The sequence below is a fragment of the Nocardia sp. CA-135398 genome (assembly GCF_050955845.1).
Classification (GTDB): domain Bacteria; phylum Actinomycetota; class Actinomycetes; order Mycobacteriales; family Mycobacteriaceae; genus Nocardia.
Genome location: NZ_CP192084.1, coordinates 1,145,046 through 1,169,339, shown reverse-complemented (window position 1 = coordinate 1,169,339; position 24,294 = coordinate 1,145,046). Strand labels below are relative to the sequence as shown.

Genomic DNA, 24,294 nt, shown 5'->3' with positions numbered 1-24,294 from the left:
CTGCAGTGCCTGCCGGTCGAGCAGACCCGACAGCCGCACCGCGGCCGGGATATTGTCCACGGCCGATTCCGGATCGAAGCGGTTGAGGAACCACATGCGCTGCTGAGCCAGTGACAGCGGCACCCGCTCGGGGCGCGGCTGCGGCACCAGGGCCGTGCGCCCACCGGCACCGGCACGGGACTCCGCGCGGGCCGCGAGCGCGGCCACGGTGGACGCCTCGAACAGTTCGCGGACACCGAGATCGGTATCCAGTGCGGCCGAGAGCCGGGCGGCGACCTGGGTGGCGCTCAGCGAGTTGCCGCCGAGTGCGAAGAAGTCGTCGTCGAGGCCGACGCGCTCCAGGCCGAGCACATCGGCGTAGGTGGCCGCGATGATCTCCTCCACCGGGGTGGTCGGCGCGCGGAATACCGCGGCCTCGAACACCGGTGCGGGCAGTGCCTTGCGATCCAGCTTGCCGGAGGCATTGAGCGGGAAGGCGTCGAGCACGATGACCACCGACGGGACCATGTACGCGGGCAACTGCCGCGCCAGATCCTCGCGCACCGTCTCGATATCCAGCCGCATGTTCGGCGTCGCGATGACATACGCGACGAGCTGGTCGCCGGTGTGCTGATCACCGCGCACCACGACGACAGCCTGGGCGATCTCGTCCAGCGCGGTGAGCGCCTGCTCGATCTCGCCGAGCTCGATGCGCAGACCGCGCAGCTTCACCTGGAAGTCGGTGCGGCCCAGGTACTCCAGCTCACCGTCGGCCGTCCAGGCCACCAGGTCGCCGGTGCGGTACATGCGCGCGCCGTCGGTGCCGAACGGGTTCGCGACGAACCGATCGCTGGTCAGATCCGGACGCGCGACATAGCCGCGCGCCAGCTGGGTGCCCGCGAGGTACAGCTCACCCGCGACACCGACCGGAACCGGCCGCAGTCGCGAATCCAGCACGTACACCTGGGTATTGAAGACCGGCGCACCGATCGGCACGGTGTCGGTATCGGTCGCGACCACCTCGTGGAAGGTGACGTCGACCGCGGCCTCGGTCGGGCCGTACAGGTTGTGCAGTGCCGCACCGGTCAGCTCGCGCAGGCGATGCGCGGGCTTGGGCGGCAGCGCCTCACCGGAGGCGAAGACCAGTCGCAGCGAATCACACCGCGCCGCGGCGGCATCGGCCACGAAGACCGACAGCATGGACGGCACGAAGTGGGTGACGGTGACCCGCTCGGCGGTGATGATCTCGGCGAGGTAGGCCGGATCGCGATGCCCGTCCGGCTTCGCGATGACCAGTCGCGCGCCGATCTGCAACGGCCAGAAGAACTCCCACACCGAAACGTCGAAGGTGGCCGGCGTCTTCTGCAGTACGGCGTCGGCGCTGGTCAGCCCGTAGGCCGACTGCATCCACACCAGCCGGTTCACGATCGCGGCATGACTGACCGCCACCCCCTTCGGACGACCGGTCGAACCCGAGGTGAAGATCACGTACGCGGTATTCGACGGGCGCAGCGGCGCACGCCGTTCCGCCTCGGCCACCGGCTCGTCCGAAAGCCCGAACAGGTCGAGCAGATCGATGCGCACCTGAGCGGTATCGATCTTCAGATCGTCGCCTGAGGTCAGCACGCAGACCGGATCGGCGGTGGCCAGAATGTATTCCGTGCGCTCGGCCGGATGATCCGGATCCAGCGGCACATACGCGCCACCGGCCACGGCCACCGCGTACATGCCGACCACCAGATCGATGGAGCGCCGCATACCGAGGGCCACGTACGATTCCGGGCCGACACCGCGTTCGATGAGCCAGCGCGCCAGGCTGTAGACCCGGGCGCCGAACTCGGCGTAGGTCAGACTTGTCCCCTCGAACGTCAGCGCGGTCGCGTCCGGGGTCGCGGCGAGCTGGGTCTCGAACATCGAGACCAGCGTGGCCGCCTCGTCGACCTGGTGTGCGGTGTCGTTCCAACCCGACACCACGAGCTCGCGCTCGGCGGTATCGAGCAGTTCGATATCACCGACCGGCGCGGCCGGTTCGGTGGTGATCGCGGCGAGCACCCGCACCAGGCGATCGGCGATGCGGCGCACCGTCGGCTCGTCGAACAGGTCGCGCAGGTAGCCCGCGCGGATCCGCAGCTGGGAGTCCAGCTGCGCGATCAAGGTCAGCGGATAGTGCGTGGCATCGGCGGCCTGCATATCGACCACGGCCATGCCATCGATATCGGCGGCCTGCGCCCGGATGCCCTCGGCATCGACCGGGTAGGACTCGAAGACCACCAGGGTGTCGAACAGACCGCCGATACCGGCGGCGGACTGGATATCGGCCAGACCCACGTAATGATGGTCGAGCAGATCCGCCTGCTCGCCCTGGGTCCGGGTGAGCAGCTGCTCCACCGATTCCGACGGATCGAAACGCACCCGCACCGGAACGGTGTTGATGAACAGACCGACCATCGATTCGACGCCGGACAGCTGTGCCGGACGGCCGGACACCGTGGTACCGAACAGCACATCGTCACGGCTGGTCATCCGGCCGATCAGGATGCCCCAGGCGACCTGCAGCACGGTATTCGGCGTGACGCCGAGCGAGGCCGCCAGTGCGGTGAGTCGCGCGGTCGCCTGCTCGTCCAGCTCGAAGAAGTATTCGCCGGACAGCGCGGTGATCTCGCGCCCGGCATCCGGACGCGACAGCAGCGTCGGTTCGCTGACACCGCGCAGTGCTGTGCTCCACGCGGCCACCGAGGCCGCGTGATCCTGCTGCCGGGTCCATTCCAGGAAGTGCCGGTAGGAGCGCGCCGCGGGCAGCACATTGGCATCGGCGTGCGCCGCGTACAGCACCAGCAGATCCCGCATGAGCAGCGGCATGGACCAGCCGTCGAGCAGGATGTGGTGGTTGGAGACCACGAACTGCCAACGGTCTGTGTCGATTTGGATCAGCGTGAAGCGGATCAGCGGCGGCTCGGTCAGATCGAAGCGCTGCATGCGATCGGCGGCGATGATATCGGCGGCCTCGCCGGACTCGATCCGGTCGTGCTCGGCCCAGGCCACGCGGGCGCTGTCGAGCACGACCTGCACCGGGTTGCCGTCGTTATCGGTGACGAATGCGGTGCGCAGATTCTCGTAGCGGTCCACCAGAGCCTGTGCGGCCGAACGCAATCGGGTCGGATCCACCCGGCCGGTCAGCGTCAGCACGGCCTGGGCGGTGTAGACGTCCACCGAGGTGGCGGCCAGGCGCGCATGGAACAGCAGACCCGCCTGCAGTGCGGACAGCGGCCAGATATCGGCCAGTGCCGGGAAGCGCTGCTCCCAGTTGTCGATATCGCGCTGGGTCGAGCGCACCAGGGTGAAGTCGGACGGTGTGTGCCCGCCCGCGCCGTTCGAATTGGCGTGCCGGGCAACCGCTTCCAGTGCGGTGGTCCACAGTTCGCCGAATTCGCGGACCTGCGCGGCATCGAGCAGAGTGCTCGGGTAGCCGATATTGGCGGTCAGCTTGTCGCCGACCACGATGGCATTGATATCCAGCGGCGCCATCGCGGGCATATCCGCGTCGTAGGCCCCGCCGAGCGCGCCGAGTTCGGCAGCCGGGATCCAGCCGAAGCCGCGCAGCGCCTCGGGCACATCGCCCTCGGAGACGCGGCCCAGGTAGTTGAAGCTCACCTGGCCCGGCTGTTCGACGGGCAGTTCCGATGCGGTCGCCTCGTTCATGTAGCGCAGCAGGCCGTAGCCGATGCCCTTGTCCGGCACCGCGAGCAGCTGCTCCTTGACCGCCTTGACGGCCTTGCCGAGCGCGGGACCACCGGCCAGCGCGGCATCGATATCGATACCGGACAGGTCGAAGCGGACCGGGAAGATCGCGGTGAACCAGCCGACCGTGCGGGAGAGATCCGCGCCGGGCACGACGCCCTCTTCGCGGCCGTGGCCCTCCAGGCGGATCAGCAGCGCATCGTCGGGACGGGCGGTGGTGCGGCCCGCCCGCCACTTCGCGGTCGCCAGCGCGAGCGCGGTGAGCAGACCGTCGTTGACGCCGCCGTGGAACAGCGCGGGCACGGTGGTCAGCAGCGCCTTGGTGACCTCGGCGGACACCTCGACCTGCAGCTTCTCGATGGCGCCCGAGGTATCCACGGTCGGATCCAGCGCACGCTCGGTCAGCAGCGGATCCGCGGTGCCGACCACCGAACGCCAGTAGTCCAGTTCGGCCACCCGCTCGGCACTTTCGGCCTCGCGGCGCAGCGCGTCCGCCCAGGCCCGCATCGAGGTCGCGGGCGCGACCAGCTGCGGTTCCTGGCCCGCGGTGAGCTGGCCCCAGGCGGCGACGAAGTCCGGCACCAGGATGCGCCAGGAAACACCGTCCACCACGAGGTGATGCGCGGCCACGATGAGGCGGCCGCCGCGGCTGCCGTCCGAGGGTTCCAGCCACACGAACCGAACCACCACGCCCGCGCCCGGATCGAGTCGATCCAACGCGGCATCCAGTGCGGCGGAAGCGATTTCGAACAGTCCGGCATCGTCGATATTCGCATCGAATTCGGTGCGATCGATCAGCGCGTCGACATCGATGGTGCCCGGCTCGACGGTTTCCAGGGTCCAGTCCGCACCCTCGCGGTACAGCCGCGCCCGCAGCATGTCGTGGCGGTCGACCACCGCGGCAACGGTTTTCGCGATGCCCACGCGATCGATGCCGACCGGCAGCTCGAGCGCCATGGTCTGGTTGAACCGGTTGAACGAGCCGTGCCGCTGCGCCATGAACCGGACCACCGGGGTCAGCGGCATGGTGCCGATGCCGCCACCGGGCAGTTCGGCCAGCGCCTCGACGGCGGTTTCGGTGCTGTCGGCGGTCTCGGCGACCGCGGCGAGTCCGGCGACGGTGCGCTGCTCGAAGACGTGCCGCGGGCTGAAGACCACACCGCGTGCCTTGGCCCGCGAAACCAGCTGGATGGACACGATGCTGTCGCCGCCGAGGGCGAAGAACGAATCGTCGACACCGACGCGCTCGACGCCGAGCACCTCGGCGAAGACCTCGGCAATGGTGTGCTCGATCGGTGTGCGCGGTGCGCGGAAGACCACCTCGGTCGCGAAGACCGGCTCCGGCAGGGCCTTGCGGTCCAGCTTGCCGACCGGGGTCAGCGGGATGTGGTCGATCACCATCACCGAGGACGGCACCATGTACGCGGGCAGGCGTTCCTCGACGTGCGCGGTCAGCTCGGCGACATCGATCGAACGGCCCGGTGCCGCAACCACATACGACACCAGCGAGGTCGCGCCCGCGGTGCTCTTGTGGCCGATGGTGACCGCGAAGTCGACGCTCTCGTGCGATGCCAGCGCCGCGTCGATCTCACCGAGTTCGATGCGGAAGCCGCGCACCTTGACCTGGAAGTCGGAGCGGCCCACATATTCGACCTCACCCGTGCGGGTCCAGCGGACCACGTCACCGGTGCGGTACATGCGCGCACCCCCGACATACGGGTTGGCCACGAAGCGTTCGGCGCTCAGTCCGGCGCGGGCGTGATAACCGCGCGCCAGCTGGATGCCCGACAGATACAGCTCACCCGCGACACCCACCGGCACCGGCCGGAGCTGGGCGTCCAGGATCAGCGACTGCATACCGCGGATCGGCGCACCGATCACCACGGTGTCACCGGCCACCAGCGGATCGCTGATATTGGTCATGATGGTGGTCTCGGTCGGACCGTAACCATTGTGGAAGCTGCGGACGGACCCGTCCTCCAGCGGCACCGCCCACTTCGCGACCAGATCCGCCGGAACCGCCTCACCACCGGCGACCAGCACCCGCAGCGAGTCCAGGCCGCTCGGATCGAAGGTGGCCAGCGCGGCGGGTGTGATGAACGCGTGCGTGACCCGCTCGGTGCGGATCAGCTCGGACAGCTCCTCACCGCCGTACACGCCGGGCGGCGTCACCACGAGCGCACCGCCCGCGCCGACCGCGAGCAGCAGTTCCAGGATCGAGGCGTCGAAGCTGGGCGAGGCGAAATGCAGTGCGCGCGAACCGGAATCGAGGTCGTAGCGGACGATCTGCTCGACGCTGAAGTTCGCGAGACCGGCATGGGTGACAACCACGCCCTTGGGCACACCGGTGGAGCCCGAGGTGTAGATGACATAGGCCGGATGCGCCGGACGCAGCGGGCGGACCCGGTCGGCGTCGGTGATCGGACCGCCGTCGAATCCATCCAGGTCGAGCTCGTCGAGCACCAGCCAGCGCACCGAATCCGGCAGACCGTCGCGAACCCCCGCGACCGTCAGGCCGACCGGGGAACCGGAATCGGTGACCATGTGCGCGATGCGCTCGGCCGGGTAGTTCGGGTCGACCGGCACGAATGCCGCACCCGTCTTCGATACCGCCCAGGCGGCGAAGACCGAATCCGCGGACCGCGGCACACCGACGGCGACCAGATCCTCGGTACCGATGCCCTCGGCAATGAGCAAGCGCGCCAACCGGTTCGACCGCTCGTCGAGGTCGCCATAAGAGAGACGTGTCCCCTGGAACACCACGGCGGTCGCCTTCGGATCCATCGCGGCGGCCTCGGCCAGCAGCTCGGGCAGGGTGCGCGCGGGCACCGCCGGCGCACCGGTGCGGGCGATCAGATCGGCCCGCTCCTGCGCGTCGAGCACATCGATGGCGCCGACCGTGACGGTCGGGTCGGCGGCAATGGCCTCCAGCACCCGCCGCCAACGCTGCGTGATCAGCTCGGCGGTCGACTCGTCGAACAGCTCGGTGGCGTAGGTGAGCGCCAAAGTCATTCCGGCGGAACCGGTTTCGGAAAGCGTGAACTGCAGGTCGAAGCGGGCCACATTCTCGTCGAGGTCCAGTGCGGACACCGAGAGACCCGGCAATTCGAGTGCGGTGCGCTCCAGGTTCTGGAATGCGAGCATCACCTGGAACAGCGGGTTGCGCGCCTGCGAGCGTTCCGGCGCGAGCAGTTCCACCAGCCGTTCGAACGGCACGTCGGCATTGCCGAAGGCATCCAGGTCGGTCGAGCGCACCCGGTCCAGCAGCGCCGTGAACGGTTCCGACTGATCGATGCCGGTGCGCAGCACGAGGGTATTGACGAACATGCCGACCAGATCGTCGAGCGCCTGCTCACCGCGTCCCGCGATCGGCGAACCGACGGCGATATCGTCGGTGCCCGACAGCCGGGCCAGCAGCACCGTCAGCGCGCTGTGCATGACCATGAACAGCGACGCACCGCGTTGGCGCGCAATACCTTCCAGTACCGCGATCAGTTCGGCGGACAGTTCGGTCTGCACCGTCGCGCCGCGGTGCGAGGCGATCGCCGGGCGCGGCCGGTCGGTGGGCAGCGGCAACTCGTCCGGGACACCGTCGAGTGCGCGCTGCCAATGCGCCACCTGACGCGCCATCAGCGAATCCGGATCGTCCTCGCTGCCGAGGACCTCACGCTGCCAGACGGCGAAGTCGGCGTATTGCACCGGCAGCGGCGACCAGCCGGGGGCGGCGTCCTGGGCGCGCGCGGTGTAGGCCAGCATCACGTCGCGGGTCAGCGGGCCGATGGAGAAGCCGTCGGCCGCGATGTGGTGTACCACGACGACCAGCACATGCTCGTCGACACCGGCGGCGAAGAGCCTGGTCCGCAGCGGAACCTGTTCGGACACATCGAATCCGGTCATCACGAATTCGGTCACCACCGCGGTCAGCTCGGCCGGATCGACCGAGACCGGCTGCAGGTCGAGCGCGATCGCGTCGGCGGGCACGATCACCTGGACCGGGGTGCCGCCGTGCTCCGGGTAGCGGGTGCGCAGCGATTCGTGCCTGCGCACCACATCCGCCACCGCCAGCCGCAGCGCCTCGATATCGAGCGCACCGGTCAGCCGGATGGCGACGGGGAGGTTGTAGGCCGCGGATGCGGTGTCGTACTTGTTCAGGAACCACATGCGCTGCTGTGCGAACGACAGCGGCACGAGTTCGTCGGCCTTGCGCGGACGGGCCACCAGCCGGGCGCGCGCGGCGCCATCGGCATGCGATTCCACCCGGGCCGCGAGCGCTTCCACGGTGGAGGCCTCGAACAGCGCGCGCACCGGGACGGTGGTGCCCAGCGCCGCGCCGATCCGGGATACCACCCTGGTCGCGATGAGCGAGTTGCCGCCGAGGTCGAAGAAGTCGTCGTCGACACCGACCCTCGGCAGGTCGAGCACATCGGCGAAGACCGCGGCGACGGTCTCCTGGACCGGTGTCACCGGGGCACGGAAGGCCTTGGCCTGCACCGCGGGCGCGGGCAGCGCGCGACGGTCCAGCTTGCCGTTGACGGTCAACGGAATCCACTCGAGCCGCACCAGCGCCGCCGGCACCATGTAGGACGGAAGTCGTTCCGCCGCACCGCTGCGCACCACATCCAGGTCCGGGATCACATCGGGTTCGGCGACCACGTAGGCCACGATCCGCTGATCGCCCGGCTGGTCCTCGCGCACGATGACCGCGGCCTGGGCAATGCCCGGCTGGGCCAGTATGGCGGATTCGATCTCGCCGAGTTCGATGCGGAAGCCGCGCACCTTGACCTGATCGTCGGCGCGGCCGAGGTATTCGAGTTCGCCGAAGCGGTTCCAGCGCGCGAGGTCGCCGGAGCGGTACAGGCGGGTACCCGCGGCATCCGCGTCGGCGAGCGGATTCGCGACGAAGCGGGTCGTGGTCAGGTCCGGGCGGCCGAGGTAGCCGCGGGCCAGTTGCGGTCCCGCGACATACATTTCGCCCGCGACGCCGACCGGAACCGGCCGCAGCCGGTTATCGAGGACGTACACGCGCAAACCCGCGATGGCGCGACCGACCACACTGCCGGAGGCGGCGGCGATGGTCGCGGCGTCCAGCGCGCGGTAGGACACGTGCACCGTGGTCTCGGTGATGCCGTACATATTGACCAGCAGCGGGGCGGCGGAGCGCCGATCGGTGCCGTCGCCGTGTCGGGCAACCCAATCCGAGAGCCGACGCAGTTCCAGGGCTTCACCGCCGAACACCACGTAGCGCAAGGCAAGCGGGTTGGCGTCCGGTGCGGCATTGCGGTCCGCCTCGGCCAGTTGGTAGAACGCGGACGGCGTCTGGTTGAGCACCGTGACCTGTTCCACCCGCAGCAGTTCCAGGAACTGTTCGGGCGAGCGCGAGGTGTAGTAGTCGACGACCACCAGGGTGCCGCCGAACAGCAGCGGACCCCACAGCTCCCACACCGAGAAGTCGAAGGCGTAGGAGTGGAACAGCGTCCACACATCGCGGGGGCCGAAGCCGAAGTCGCGGTCGGTATTGGCGAACAGCCGCACCACATTCCGGTGCGCGACCGCGACGCCCTTCGGGCGGCCGGTCGAGCCGGAGGTGTAGATCACGTACGCGACATTGTCCGGAGTGAGCGCCGCGAGACGGTCGGCGTCGGTGATCGGCGCGTCGTCGGCGTCCTCGACATTGCCGGTCTCCACCGCGAATCCGTCGAGCACCACGGTCGGCAGCTCGTCGGGCACCGTCACCTGGACAGTGGAATCGAGGATCACGCTGGTCGGGCGCGAATCCGCGAGCACGTAGGCGATGCGCTCGGCCGGGTAGGTCGGATCGACCGGCACATAGCCCGCGCCGGTCTTCACCACCGCGAGCAGCGCGACCACCAGATCGAGCGAGCGCGGCAGGATCACCGCGACCAGCGATTCGGGACCCGCGCCGTCGGCGATCAGCCTGCGCGCCAACACATTCGCACGCCGATCCAGCTCCGCGTAGGTCAGCGATTCGATGCCGAATTTGGCCGCCGTATTGTCCGGATGCGCCGCCACCGCCTGCTCGAACAGGTCGACCAGCGTGGTACCTGGTGCGTTGAATCGCGCTGTGCGGTGTCGGATCGCGGCGCTCCCGGCGCCCTCCGTGGTTACCCGGGCTGCCGGCTCCGGGCCCAGGCTGTCGAATCCGGACGACACCCAGCGCTGCGACACATTGAGCCGCTCGGCCTCACCGAGCAGATCGATATCGCCGATGACGATCTCGGGATCCTCGACCACACTCTGCAGAATCCGCACCAGGCGATCGGCGAACGACGCCACCGTCTCCGGATCGAACAGTTCGGTGGCGTAGTTCCACGACAAGCCGAGTGCACCGTCGGCGGTCTCGCCCACGGTCAGCTGCACATCGAATTTGGCCGTGCCGGGATCGAATTCGACCACCGACAGCTCGACACCCGGCAGCGCCACGGTGCCCATATCCGCGGCCGAGGCGGCCTCGAAGGTCAACGCCACCTGGAACAGCGGGTGGTGCGCCTGCGACCGCGCCGGGCTGTGTCTACCCACCCCGGCGGCTCCGCCGCCTTGCCGTCCCCAGAGCACATCCACCAGCCGCTCGAACGGCACATCGGCATTGGCGAAGGCCGCGAGATCGGTGCGGCGCACCTGCGCCAGCAGATCGCTGAACTTGGCGCTCGGCTCGACCTCATTGCGCAGCACCAGCGTATTGACGAACATGCCGACCAGATCGTCGAGCGCGCGTTCACCGCGGCCCGCGATCGGGGTGCCGATGGCGATATCGGTGCTGTTGGACAGCCGGGCCGCCCAGGCCGCCAGTGCCGCGTGCATGACCATGAACAGCGTGACGCCGCGGGCGCGGGCGAGTTCGGCCAGTGCGGCGTGCAATTCGGCATCGATCGAGAAGCCATGGGTGCCACCGGCATTGGACGCGACCTCGGGCCGCGAGCGGTCGGCGGGAAGTTCGATCTGATCGGGCAGATCGGCCAGCTGCTCGGTCCAGTACGCGAGCTGCTGTGCCGCGACGGATTCCGGATCGTCCTCGCTGCCGAGCACCGCGCGCTGCCACAGCGCGTAGTCGGCGTACTGGACATCCAGCGGCGCCCAGGCGGGCACCTCACCGCGACTGCGCTCGGTGTAGGCCAGCACCACGTCACGCAGCAGCGGACGCAGCGAGAAACCGTCACCACTGATGTGGTGCATGACGAGCACCGCGACATGGTTCTGCTCATCGATGCTGAGCAGATTCGCCCGGAACGGCACCTCGCTGGTCACATCGAAGTGCACGCTCGCCAGCTCGACGATGCGCGCGGGCACCGCGCCGGGGGCGATCGCCTCGGTCGCCAGCTCGGAGCGCACCTCGTCGGTGTGCAGCACGTGCTGGTAACCGGTGCCTTCGACCTCCGGGTAGATGGTGCGCAGCGCCTCGTGCCTGGCCAGCACATCGCCGATGGCGGCGTTCAGCGCGACGATATCGACCTCGCCGGTGAGCCGGACGGCGACCGGGATGTTGTTGACCGCGGTGCGGTTATCGAAGCGGTTGAGGAACCACATCCGCTGCTGGGCCAGCGATAGCGGGACCAGTTCGGGGCGCGGCTGTGGGGTCAGCGGAGCGCGCCCGCCCTCGCCAGCGGCCGATTCCACCAGTGCGGCCAGTGCCGCGACATTCGAGGCCTCGAACAGCGCGCGCACCGGGATGTGGGTATCCAGCGCCGCGCCGAGTCGCGCCGCCACCTGGGTGGCGATCAGCGAGTTGCCGCCGAGTTCGAAGAAATCGTCGTCCAGACCGACGCCGTGGCCGACGCCCTGCAGACCCAACACTTCCGCGAAGGTGCCCGCGACGATCTCCTCCACCGGAGTGGTTGGGGCGCGGAAGACCTTGGCCGCGAACGTCGGTGCGGGCAGCGCCTTGCGATCCAGCTTGCCGGAGGCGTTGAGCGGGAACTCGTCGAGCACCAGGTACGCCGTGGGCACCATGTAGGCGGGCAACTGCGCACCGAGGGTGTGCTTGACGGTCTCGATTTCGATGGCCCGGTCCGGATTCGCGACCAGGTAGGCGACCAGCTGATCGCCGGTCCGCTCATCGGAGTGCACCAGCACGACCGCCTGCGCCACCGCGTCCTGTGCGGTGAGCGCCGACTCGATCTCGCCGAGTTCGATGCGCAGACCGCGCAGCTTCACTTGGAAGTCGGTGCGGCCCAGGTACTCCAGTTCACCGCGCGGCGTCCACATGACGAGGTCGCCGGTGCGGTACATACGCTGGGCGTCGCCGAACGGGTTCGCGATGAAACGCTCGGTGGTCAGGTCCGGGCGGCCGACATAACCGTGCGCCAACTGCGCGCCCGCCAGATACAGCTCTCCCGGGACACCAGCCGGCACCGGCCGCAACCGCGAATCCAGCACGTACACCTGGGTGTTGAACACCGGCGCACCGATCGGCACCGAGCTGATGTCGGCGTCGGTCACCTCGTGGAAGGTGACGTCGACCGCGGCCTCGGTCGGGCCGTACAGATTGTGCAGCCGCGCGCCGGTCAGCTGCCGCAGGCGCTGCGCGGCGACCGCGGGCAGCGCCTCACCGGAGGCGAAAACATTGCGCAGACTTGTGCATTCGGCCGCGCGGTCCTCGGCGACGAATACCGAGAGCATGGACGGCACGAAGTGCACCGTGGTGACCTGCTCGTCGACGATCAGGCGCGCCATATAGGCCGGATCGCGGTGGCCGTCCGGCTTGGCGACGACCAGGCGGGCGCCGACCTGCAACGGCCAGAAGAACTCCCACACCGACACGTCGAAGGTCGCCGGAGTCTTCTGCAGCACAACGTCTTCGGCGGACAGACCGTATTCGGCGTGCATCCACACCAGGCGGTTGACGATCGCGGCGTGCGAGACCGCGACACCCTTGGGCCGACCGGTCGAACCCGAGGTGAAGATCACGTAGGCGGTATTGCCCGGACGCAGCGGGCGATGCCGATCCGCGTCGGTCAGCGGTTCGTCCGAGAACTCGGACAGGTCGAGTTCATCAATCCGGACCTGGCGCGACACCGTGGTCTCCAGATCGGTACCGGAGGTCAGCACGCAGACCGGTTGCGCGGTCTCCAGGATGTAATCGATGCGCTCGGCCGGATGATCCGGATCCAGCGGCACATAAGCACCACCGGCGGCATTGATCGCGTACATGCCGACAACCAGCTCGATCGAGCGCCGCATGCCGAGCGCCACATACGATTCCGGGCCGACGCCGTTCTGCTTGAGCCAGCGCGCCAAACGGTGTACACGGGCGGCGAACTCGGCATAGGACAGAGTTGTCCCCTCGTAGCTGACCGCGTACGCGTCCGGCGTGCGCAGCACCTGCGCCTCGAACAGCGAGACCAGCGTCGCGGCCGCATCGCCGACCGGTGAGGTCAGCGCCGCGTCCACCGGGAATTCGGTCTCGTTCCAGCGGTCCAGCACCTGGGACCGCTCGGCGTCGTCGAGCAGATCGATATCGCCGACCACGATCGCCGGTGTCGCGGTGATACCGCGCAACACCCGAACGAACCGCTCGGCGAAGGCGCTCGCGAAGCGATCGTCGAAAAGGTCGGTGGCATAGACGAGTTCGGCGGCCATCTCCGATTCCGCGCCCTCGCTCAGGGTGAGCTGCAGGTCGACCTTGGCGGTCGGCGGGTCGATGCCGAGCTCGGAAACCGCGAGGCCGGGCAGTTCCAGCGAGGTGCGTCCGAGGTTCTGGAACGACAGCATCACCTGGAACAGCGGATGGCGCGCCTGCGAACGGGCCGGGTTGAGCACCTCGACCAACCGCTCGAACGGCACGTCGGCGTGCGCGAAGGCCTGCAGATCGCGTTCGCGCACCTGGGCGAGCAGATCGGTGAACGCCTCGGTCGGATCGATCCGGGTGCGCAGCACCAGGGTGTTGACGAACATGCCGACCAGATCGTCGAGGACCTGCTCGCCACGACCGGCCACCGGGATGCCGATGGCGATGTCGTCCGAACCGCTCAGGCGCGCGAGCAAGGTCGCGAATGCGCTGTGCACCACCATGAACAGCGTGGTGTTGTGCTCGTGCGCGACACGGTTGAGTGCCTCCACGAGCCCGCCGGGCAGCTGGAATCGGTGCGTGTGTGCCTGATACGACGCGACGACCGGCCGCGGCTTGGGCGAGAGGCGCAGTTCCTCCGGCAGTCCGGCCAGGGTTTCGCGCCAGTAGCCGAGCTGTTCGGAGATCAGCGAGGTCGGATCGTCCTCGGAGCCGAGCGTTTCGCGCTGCCACAGTGCGTAATCCACGTACTGCACCGCGAGCGGCGGCCAAACCGGCGCGGATTCCGAACTGCGCGCGATATAGGCCGACATCAGATCGCGGACCAGCGGACGCATCGAGAAGCCGTCGGCCGCGATGTGATGCACGACGACCGCGAGCACATGGTGCTGCGTGTTGTCGCGCCACTTCTTGCTGCTCAGCGGCGCACGCTCGACCTGGTAGAGCCGGATCCGCACCACGGATTCGGTGGTGATATCGAAACCGCGACCGATGAATTCGTAAAGGGCACTGCCCAATTCGCTTTCGGCGACCGGAACGATCTCCAGTTCCGGGATCGCCTGCGCGGCCGGCAGCACCTGCTGGTAGGCCACGCCCTCGTGGGACGGGTAGATCGTGCGCAGCGATTCGTGCCGGGTGATCACATCGGCGATGGCGCCGCGCAGCGCGGGCAGATCGAGATGTCCGTGCAGCCGAACCGCCGCCGGAATATTGTCGGCGGCCGAATCGGCGTCGAAGCGGTTGAGGAACCACATCCGCTGCTGGGCCAGCGACAGCGGCGGGTATTCCGGCCGTGGGCGCACGGTCAGCGCCTGGCGGGCACCGGCCCCGGCGCTGGCCTCCATACGCGCGGCGAGTGCCGCGACGGTCGGTGCCTCGAACAGCAGTCGCACTGGAACCTGGGTGTCCAGTGCCGCACCGAGTCGAGCCACCACCTGGGTGGCGACCAGCGAGTTGCCGCCGAGATCGAAGAAGTTGTCATCGATGCCGATGCGGTCGTGGCTGAGCACATCGCTGAAAATGTCGGCGACGATCTCTTCGATCGGGGTCGACGGTGCGCGGAATTCCTTGGCCTCGAAGACGGGTTCGGGCAGGGCGCGGCGATCGAGCTTGCCGTTCGGGTTCAACGGCATGGCGTCGAGCACCACGATCGCCGCGGGAACCATATACGACGGAAGCTGCTCGGTCAGGTGCGCGCGCAGCTCGTCGACATCGACCGTGCCGCCATTGGCGGGCACCACATAGGCGACCAGCTGATCGCCGGTCCGCGCATCCGCGCGCACCAGCGCGACCGCCTGCGCCACCGAATCGTGTGCGGTCAGCGCGGTTTCGATCTCCCCCAGCTCGATGCGCAGACCGCGCAGCTTCACCTGGAAGTCGGTGCGCCCGAGGTAGACGATCGCACCGTCGGCATTGCGGGTCACCAGGTCGCCGGTGCGGTACATCCGAGCGCCCGGTGCGCCGAACGGGTTGGCCACGAAACGATCCGCGGTCAGATCCGTCCGGCCGAAGTAGCCGCGCGCCAACTGCGCACCGGCCAGATACAGCTCACCCGCGACACCCGGCGCGACCGGATGCAGCCGGGCATCGAGCACATACGCCTGGGCATTCCAGACCGGCAGACCGATCGGCACCGCGCCGACCAGACCCTGCGCCACCGGGCCGTGCGTCGCGTGCACCGCGAATTCGGTCGGTCCGTAGAGGTTGTAGAGCTCGGCCGAGCTGACCTTGCGAATCGCGGCAACGGTGTCACCGGTGAAGGCCTCACCGGCGACCAGCAATGCGCGCAACGACTCCAATGCCGCACCACCGGCGGCGTCCACACTGCCCGCGAAAACGGTCAGCATCGAAGGCACGAACGAGGTCATGGTGACCCGCTCGGCCGCGATCACGTCGGCCAGGTACTGCGGATCGCGATGGCCGTCCGGGCTCGCGACCACGATCCGGCCACCCGTGCTCAACGGGCCGAACACTTCCCACACCGACACATCGAAGGTGGCCGGGGTCTTGAACAACACCACATCATCGGCACCGATGCCGTATTCACCAGTGATCCAACGAATCTGGTTGACGACAGCCGCATGCGGCACCGCCACACCCTTCGGCCGACCCGTCGAACCGGAGGTGAAGATCACATACGCGGCGTTCTCCGACCGCAGCGGCGCAATCCGCTCCGCATCGGTGACCGGCGCGTCCGAGTACTCGGACAGCTCGAGCTCGTCGATGGAAAGCGTGGGCAGCCCGCCGCTTTCGAAGTTGTCCCGCGAAGTCGTCAGCACACAGACCGGTGCCGCCGACTCGAGGACATAGCTGATCCGCTCGGTCGGCTGATCCAGGTCCAGCGGCATATAGCCGCCACCCGCCTCCTGCACCGCGTATGCCGCGACCACGAGGTCGACCGAACGCCGCAGACCAAGGGCGACAAGCTTTTCCGGGCCGACGCCCGCCTCGATCAACCGCCGCGCCAAACGGTGCACCCGCGCACCGAATTCGGCATAGGTGAGCGAAGTGCCGGTGGACGGATCCACGATCGCGACCGCATCCGGCGTGGCGGCGGCCTGCGCGGCGAACTCGGCCACCAGGGTGAGCCCGCCGCTCTGGCGAATACCGGAACGACGCGGGGTACGGCCGGGCTGACGACGCGGCAGCAAATCGTGCCTGGTGTCGTTCCAGCCGACCACCGCGAGCGCGGTTTCCTGATCGTCGAGCAGCGGGATATCGCCGACCGGCACGGTCGGATCGGCGATGATGGCCGCCAGGATCCGATCGAGGCGCCGCGCGAAGGCCGCCACCGTGTCCTCGTCGAAAAGATCGAGGGCATAGGAGATTTCGGCCGACATACCGGCGGCCTCGCCCGATTCCTGGGTCTCCTGCAGGGTCAGCTGCAGATCGAATTTGGCCAGCCGCGCGTCGTAATCGATGCCGTTGACCGAGAGTCCGGGCAGTTCGAGGTTGGCCTGCTTGACGTTCTGGAACGCCAGCATCACCTGGAACAGCGGATTGCGCGCCTGCGAGCGGGCCGGGTTGAGGATTTCCACCAGGCGCTCGAACGGCAGATCCGCGTGCGCGAACGCCTGCAGATCGGTCTCCCTGGCCAGGGCGAGCAGATCGGCGAAACTCGCCGAGCCCGCGACATCGGTGCGCAATACCAGCGTATTGACGAACATGCCGATCAGGTCGTCCAGCGCGGCCTCACCACGACCGGCGGCCGGAGTACCGATGGCGATATCGCTGGTACCACTGGCCCGCGCCAGCAGCACGGCGAGCGCGCTGTGCATGACCATGAACAGCGACGAATTGTGCTTGCGACCCAGATCTATCAGCGCGCGCTGAGTCTCGGCGGAGATCACGAAGGCGTAGGTGCCGCCGCGGTAGGAGGCGATCGCCGGACGGGGGCGGTCCGACGGCAGCACCAATTCGTCGGGCAGATCGGCGAGTTGTTCGGTCCAGTACCGGATCTGGCTGGAGATCAGCGAAGTCGGATCGTCCTCGGAGCCGAGCACCTCGCGCTGCCACAGCGCGTAGTCCGCGTATTGCACCGGTAGCGCCGCCCAGGCGGGCGACTCCCACGAGGTGCGCGCGGCGTACGCCACCATGACATCGCGCGCCAGCGGTCCCATCGACCAACCGTCGGCCGAAATGTGGTGCACCACCATGCCGAGTACGAACTCGGATTCGCTGATCTCGAAAAGCCTTGCGTGCAGCGGCACTTCGTCGGTGACGTCGAAGGCCATGGAGGCCAGGTCGATCAGATGCTCGACCAGGGTCTCCTCGGTGACCCGGTACGGGGTCAGGTCGGGCACGATCTGCGCCGCGTCCAGCACGACCTGAACCGGGCCGTTCTTGGTCTCCGGGAAGACGGTGCGCAGCGATTCGTGCCGGTCGATCACGTCGATCACCGCGACCTGCAGTGCGGCGACGTCGAGATCACCGGAGAGCCGGATGGCGACCGGAATGTTGTTGACCGCGGAGGCGGTATCGAAGCGGTTGAGGAACCACATGCGCTGCTGTGCGAGCGAGAGCGGCACCTCCTCGGGCCGTTCCCGTGCGACCAGCGCACTGCGGGCCCCGGCACCGGCGTGCGATTCCACCCGGGCCGCCAGCGCGGCCACGGTGGAGGCCTCGAACACCATCCGCACCGGCACCCGGGTATCGAGTGCGTTGCCGATGCGCGAGGCGACCTGGGTGGCGATCAGCGAGTTGCCGCCGAGGTCGAAGAAGTCGTCGTCCACACCGACCCGGGGCAGGTCGAGCACCTCGCCGAAGACCTGGGCGACGATCTCCTCGATGGGCGTGCTCGGCGCACGGAAGGTGTGCACCTCGAAGACCGGCTTGGGCAGGGCGCGCCGATCGAGCTTGCCGTTCGCATTGAGCGGCATGGCATCGAGCGTCACGAACGCCGCGGGCACCATATAGGTGGGCACCATGGCGGACAGATGCGTGCGCAGCACGGCATCGAATCCGGCCTCCGGCTCGGCCTCGGACGGCACCACATAGGCGACCAACTGGTCGCCGAGGCGACTGTCGGAACGGACCAGCGCGACCGCCTGCGCCACCGAAGGATGGGCGCGCAAGGCGGATTCGATCTCGCCGAGCTCGATCCGGACGCCGCGCAGTTTCACCTGGAAGTCGGTACGACCGCTGTAGACGATCTGTCCCGCGGCATCACGGGTCACCAGGTCGCCGGTGCGGTACATGCGAGAACCGCTGGGGCCGAACGGATTCGCGACGAAACGGTCGGCCGTCATATCCGGCCGGGTGAGATAGCCGCGCGCCAGCTGGGGACCCGACAGATACAGCTCACCCGCGACACCCGGCGGCACCGGATGCAGCCGCGCGTCCAGGACGTACGCCTGGGTGTTCCAGACCGGCGCACCGATCGGCACCGCGCCGCGCACCACCTCATCGGCGACCGCATGGGTGGCGTTGACAGTGAATTCCGTTGGGCCGTAAAGGTTTATCAGGGTGATATCGGGGCGACCGAGCTTGCGGAACGCCTCGACCGCCTCACCGGTGAATGCCTCACCGCCGACCAGCAGCATGCGCACCGAGCTCAGCGCCGCCGGATCGACGGTTCCGGCGAAGACGGTCAGCAGCGACGGCACGAACGAGGTCACGGTGACCTGCTCGGCGGCGATGACCTCGGTCAGATATTGGGTGTCGCGGTAACCGTCGTGGGTGGCGATCACGGTCCGGCCGCCGGTCAGCAAGGGCGCCAACGGCTCCCACACCGACGCGTCGAAGGTGGCCGGTGTCTTGTACAGCGCGACGTCGTCGGCGCCGATGCCGAATTCGCTGATGAGCCAGCGCATCTGGTGCACCAGCGCGGCATGCGATACGCCGACGCCCTTCGGGCGACCGGTGGAGCCGGAGGTGAAGATCGCATACGCCAGATGCTCAGGGCGCAACGGCGAGATGCGCTCGGCATCGGTCACCGGGGCATCGGAGATTCCGGACAGATCGAGCTCGTCGACGACGATCGACGCCAACCCCTCCGGTGCGAACCGATCCCGCGACGTGGTCAGCACATAGGCCGGTGCCGCGGTATCGAGCACATGGGCGATGCGTTCGGCAGGTTGATCGAGATCGAGCGGCACATAGGTGCCACCGGCCTCGAGTACCGCGTGGATCGCGATCATCAGCTCGAGCGAGCGCCGCATACCGAGCGCGACCGGAACATCCGGACCGACGCCCGCCTGGATCAGCCAGCGTGCGAGGGCATGCACCCGGGAACCGAACTCCGCATATGTCAGCGTCGCGGAGCGACTCGATGAGGGGTGGTGGTCGGGCGACGGGTGGGCCAGCGACGCTCCGATGGCCGGGGTGAAGCCGTCCACGGAACGGTCGACCACGGCGATCGCATCCGGCGTCGCGGCCACCTGGCGGGTGAACAGATCGCTCACCGTCCCGACGGCCTCGATCTCCCGCGGCGCGCCGTGCCAGCCGTCACGTGCCAGCTCGATCTCGCGCTCGTCGAGCAGATCGATATCGCCGACGATCGCCGCCGGATCCGCGGTGATCCCGCGCAGAATCCGCACCAGCCGATCGGCGAACGAGGACACCGTCGCCTCGTCGAACAGGTCGGTGGCGTAGGAGACGACAACCGAAACGCCCGCGGGCTCACCCTGGTTGCCGCGCTGTTCGGTCAGCGTCCAGAGCAGATCGAATTTGGCGATGTGGACTTCGAGTTCGGCGGCCGACACCGAAAGTCCGGGCAGTTCCAGCGTGCCGTGCGACATCTCCTGGAACGACAGCATCACCTGGAACAGCGGATGCCGCGCCTGCGACCTGGTCGGGTTGACCACCTCGACGAGACGTTCGAACGGAACGTCGCTGTATGCGAACGCCGCGAGGTCGACTTCCCTGGTGCGCCCGAGGAATTCGGTGAAGGACCCACCCGGATCGACCTCCGAGCGCAGCACGAGCGTATTGACGAACATGCCGATCAGGTCGTCGAGGGCCTGTTCGCCACGTCCGGCGATCGGGGTGCCGATGGCGATATCGGTGGTGCCGGACAGCCGGGCAAGCAGCAGGGCGAGCGCGGCGTGCAGCACCATGAACGGGGTCGCGCCCTCGGCGCGGGCCAATGCGCTCAGCCGGGTGTGCAGTTCGGCATCGATATCGAAACCGAACTGCGCGCCGCGGAAGCTCTGCACCGGCGGCCGCTGCCGGTCGGTGGGCAGATCGAGCTGATCCGGCAGTCCGGCCAGCGCGTCGCGCCAATAGGCGATCTCGCGGGCGGCCATGGACTCGGGATCGCTTTCGGCGCCGAGCAATTCGCGCTGCCACAGGGTGTAGTCCCGGTACTGCACCGGCAGTGGCGCCCAGGCGGGCGCTTGCCCGGCCGCGCGGGCCAGATACGCGGTGGTGACGTCGCGCGCGAGCGGCCCGAACGAGAAGCCGTCCGCCGCGATGTGGTGCACGACGAAGGCGAGCGCGTACTCGGGGGTGTCATCGGAGGACGCACCGACGATCTGATACAGACGCACCCGAATGGGCAGCTCGGTCGAGACATCGAAGCCGGCGGAGGCGAATTCGGTGAGCACGTCGAGCAATTCGGCCGCCTCGAGCGGCTGCACCTCGACCCCGAGGTCGACCTCCTCGATCGGCAACACCTGCTGATAGGCGCCGTCACCCGAGTTGGGGAAAATGGTGCGCAGCGATTCCTGGCGGGTCAGCACATCGGTGAGCGCGGCCTGCATCGCATCGAAATCGACGTGACCGCCCAACCGCACCACGAACGGCAGATTGTAGGTCGGCACCGTGGAGTCGAATTGGTTGATGAACCACATCCGCTGTTGTGCCAGCGACAGCGGCACCCGCTCAGGCAGTTCCTTGGCCACCAAAGCCGGACGCGGCTGCTCGGTAGGCGGGGTCGATTCGGCGCGAGCGGCCAGACCGGCCACGGTCGGGGTCTCGAACAGCGCGCGCACCCCGATGCGGGTGCCGAATGCCGCGCCGATCCGCGCGACCACCTGGGTGGCGACCAGCGAGTTGCCGCCCAGATCGAAGAAGTTGTCATCGATGCCGATGCGTTCCTGGCTGAGCACATCGGCGAAGATCGCCGCGACGATCTGCTCGGCCGGGGTGCGCGGGGCGCGGAATTCGGCCGCGTCCGCGCTGAATACCGGCTCCGGCAGGGCCTTTCGATCCAGCTTGCCGGAAGTGTTGAGCGGGAACGCGTCCAGCACCATGATCGCCGCGGGCACCATGTAGCTCGGCAGCTTCTCCGCGACGAACCGGGTGAGTTCGATCGGTTCGATCGACTGACCCGGCGCGGGCACGACATAGGCGACCAACTGCTGACCGGTCGCGGTATCGACCACCAGCACCGCGGCTTGGCTGACCACCGGATGGGCGAGCAGATCAGTCTCGATCTCACCGAGCTCGATGCGCTGACCGCGGAATTTCACCTGGAAGTCGGTGCGGCCGATGTACTCCAGCGTGCCCGCGACATTCCAGCGCACCAGGTCACCGGTGCGGTACATGCGCTCGCCATCGGTACCGAACGGGTTGGCCACGAACCGATCCGAGGTCAGATCCGGACGACCGCGGTAACCGCGCGCCAGCTGACGCCCACCCAGGTACAGCTCACCCGGTGCGCCGACGGCCGCCGGGCGCAGCCGCGAATCCAGCACATAGACCTGGACATTCCACTCCGGAATACCGATCGGCACCGTGACGGTGTCGGCGGCGGTGGCCTCCCAGTAGGTGACCGAAACCGCGGCCTCGGTGGGGCCGTAGAGGTTGTGCAGTCCGGCCGAGGTGATCGCGCGGAAACCCGCGGCGGTCTCCGGCGGCAGCGCCTCACCGATCACGAAAACCGCACGCAGCGTGGCACATTGGGCGGCGGTGGCATGGGCGACGAAGACCGTCAGCATGGACGGCACGAAATCGGTGACGGTGACGCCGTGCCGCTCGATCATCTCCGCGACATACAGCGGATCGCGGTGCCCGTCCGGGGTCGCGACAACAAGTTTCGCGCCGACCATCAGCGGCAGGAAGTAACCCCACAGCGATACGTCGAAGGTGGTCGCGGTCTTCTGCAGGTACACGTCGTCGGCGGTCAGGCGGTACTCGTCGAGCATCCACAGCTGCTGGTTGACGATCGCGTGATGGGTTACCGCAACACCTTTCGGGCGTCCGGTCGAACCCGAGGTGTAGATCACGTAGGCGGTGTTGTCCGGACGCAGCGGCGCCAGCCGCTCCGAATCCGCCACTGGCGCATGGTCGTACGCCGATACGTCGAGGGTGTCGATTTCCACCCTGCGCACCGATTCCGGCAGCTCGAGTTCGTCGCCGGAGACCGTCAACACACAGACCGGTGCCGCGGACTCGAGGATGTAGGCGGTGCGCTCGGCCGGATGATCCGGATCGATCGGCACATACGCGCCACCCGCCTTGAGCACCGCGTGCATGCCGACGACGAGCTCCAGCGAACGCCGCATACCAAGTGCGACAAGGGATTCCGGGCCGACACCGTCGGCGATCAGGAATCGGGCGAGGCGATTGACCCGTGCCGCGAACTCCGCATAGGTCAGCTGCGCGCCCTCGAACTCGAGCGCGATATTGTCCGGGGTCAGCTGAATCTGCGCATCCAGCAAGGTCGACAGAGTGGTTTCCGGGACGTCCTGCTCGGAGTCGTTCCACTCCGCGACGGTCAGCTCCCGCTCCGCCGCCGTGGTCAGCTCGAGGCCCCAGATCGGCGCATCCGCCTCGGCGCGCAGGAAGCGCTGGAAGAATTCGAGGAAGCGTTCGTGCTGACGCTTCGTCTCCGCCTCGGAGTACAGGTTCGGGTTCGTCTCGAAGTCGATGCGCGCGCGCGAACCGCCCTCGGACTGATAGAAGTTGACGCCGAGATCCTCGATGCTGCCGGTGGACAGCACCACCATGGTGCCGACCATCGAGCCCATGCTGATCTTGTCCTGGAACAGCATGATGTTGACCCAGGGACCGAAGAACTCCCTGGTCACCACGCCGTCACCGGCCGCGTCGCGGCGGATGTCCTCGTGCCGGTAGCGCTGGTGTCGCAGTGCGCCGGTCACCTCGACCTGGACTTGCTTGAGCACATCCGCCACGGTGGTCTCGTGCCCGATCCGCAGCCGCAGCGGCACGATATTCGACGAGACGCCGCCGGAGCGGCGCATCACGGCGGTGGTCCGCGCGGTCACCGGCAGGCTCAGGATCACGTCCTCGGAGCCGGTCCACTGCGCCAGATATCCGGCGAACGCGGCGAGCAGCAACCCGGCGGGCGACGAATCATGGCGCGCCACAGCCGCTTCGAGCACCGCGTTCTGCTCATCCGTGAGCAGCACACTGCTGAGGGTGTTGATCGGCGCCGGACCCGCGGACCGGCCCGCCAGGCTGGTCCCGTCCTCGACACCGGCGACCCGCTCGGCCCAGTACTTCTTGTCCGACTGGAACCGGGAGCTGTCCCGGTAGGTCATCTCCTGCTCGAGGAGCGTGCGCAAGTGCGCGGCATTGGCCGGTGCGGGTTCGGTCCCGTTCAACAGGGCGGTGTACCACTCGGCCACCCTGGACAGGTTGGTCACCGCGCCGAAGCCGTCCAGCACGATGTGGTGCGCGCGCAGGTACAGGTACCAGTGGTGATCGCCGATCTGCAGGCCCGCGAAGCGCAGCAGTCGATCTTCGAGCAGGTCCAGCGGGGCGCTGTACTCGGCGCGCATCCACGCCATCGCGGCGGCCTCAGGATCGGCCTCACCGCGGAAGTCGACGTAGTAGACCTTGTCCCGGTCCGGAATCGTGTAGTCGATCCACTGATACGGCTGGCCATCGATCTCGGTGATGCAGAGCATGCCGGAGCCACGCTCCTGCCCGGAGCTGATCAGCGCCTCGCGCAGGACCTCCAGATCGAGGTCGCCGTGCAGGTCGACGTACTGCGCGATGTTGATCGGCACCTGCGGGTCGACGTGCTGGGCGTACCAGATACCCAGCTGCGCCGGAGACAGCGGGAACGGCTCACTCGACTCCCTCGAGGCAGCGTGCGCCCGTTCGCCACCAGTTTCGCCGTTTCCGCCGAAATCCAGCCGGTCCAA

Annotated in this window: 1 protein-coding gene (cut by a window edge); it reads right to left on the bottom strand. The window is 68.1% G+C overall.

All coding sequences use genetic code 11. The annotated features are described in order from the left end of the window. On the bottom strand, positions 1-24,294 hold the 5' portion of the coding sequence (locus tag ACQP1T_RS05250; RefSeq protein ID WP_433761985.1) for a non-ribosomal peptide synthase/polyketide synthase. It extends 19,425 nt beyond the left edge of the window; the window shows 24,294 of its 43,719 coding nt (coding positions 1-24,294); the start codon lies at positions 24,292-24,294; the stop codon falls past the left edge of the window.